Source organism: Vibrio galatheae (genome assembly GCF_000967545.1).
In the GTDB taxonomy this organism is placed as follows: domain Bacteria; phylum Pseudomonadota; class Gammaproteobacteria; order Enterobacterales; family Vibrionaceae; genus Vibrio; species Vibrio galatheae.
In genome coordinates this window covers 1-1,091 of sequence record NZ_JXXV01000053.1, presented here as the reverse complement: position 1 = coordinate 1,091, position 1,091 = coordinate 1, and the positions used below count along the sequence as shown (strand labels likewise).

Annotated in this window: 1 protein-coding gene; it reads left to right on the top strand. The window is 44.3% G+C overall.

All coding sequences use genetic code 11. From position 1 onward, the window contains the following. Positions 1-92 precede the first annotated feature (92 nt). The gene (locus tag TW81_RS18685; RefSeq protein WP_084715972.1) at positions 93-1,061 is read left to right on the top strand and encodes an IS30-like element ISVa6 family transposase; all 969 of its coding nucleotides are present in this window, start codon (positions 93-95) and stop codon (positions 1,059-1,061) included. The last annotated feature ends 30 nt before the right edge of the window (positions 1,062-1,091 follow it).

The window sequence follows — 1,091 nt, the reverse complement described above, 5'->3', positions numbered from 1 at the left end:
CTTGGATTCAAGTACGAAGTGCGACACCTCTGAACATAAAAACAGTGAGATGCGATAATCATGAAGTTTGCTCCCGCCAAGAAGTAAAAAACATGAAATACACGCACCTCACTGAGAACGAAAGGTATATGATTTCTGCGCTCAGAAAGCAAGGAATTAGTACCGCTAAAATAGCTAAACAACTGGGGCGTCACAAAGCCACTATCTATCGAGAAATTGAACGTAATTCCCGATACAACAGACACTTTAAAAGGTACTCCTATCAAGCATGGAGAGCCCAACAAATGGCTCGCAACCGGCTGAGCCGCTCGCGCAGAAATAAGCGTTACCGCGAAACCGACTTCAGGTTACCTGAAGCCTTGCTACGACTGGATTGGAGCCCTGACCAAATCGTCGGATATCTAAGAGTAAGAGGCTATCCAACAATGAGCCACGAGCTCATTTATCAGCATATTTGGAACGACAAAACTCTCGGTGGAACCCTATGGAAACACCTACGCCAATCCACTAAGAAAAGGCGTAAAAGGTATAACTCAAAAGACAGCCGAGGTCGGCTGGCAGCAAAGCGCCATATTACCGAAAGACCTGCAACAGCTGAGCATCGAAAAGAGCCTGGTCATTGGGAAATTGATACCGTCGTTGGCCGCGGAACCAAGCACTGTATCGTGACTTTAGTCGATAGAATGACGGGCTATACTTTTATTGGGCAAATGGACGATAGAACAAGCGAGTCGCTCAACGTAAGAATGAGCAAAATCATGACCCGCTCTGACTTACCTTTTAAGACGATAACTGCAGATAACGGCACTGAATTTCATGGTTATGCACAACTAGAAAAACATCATAAATGTCTGTTTTACTTTGCAAATCCATACCACTCATGGGAGCGAGGCACTAATGAAAACACCAATGGCTTGATACGACAATACTTACCAAAACGAACTTCTATGTCACACGTGACACAGAAGCTCTGCAATGAAATTGCACAAAAATTAAATACGCGCCCACGCAAAAGGCTTGGGTATAGAACACCAACGGAGTATATTCATGCGCATTTGTAGAAAGTGTCGCACTTCAAACTTGATACTAAG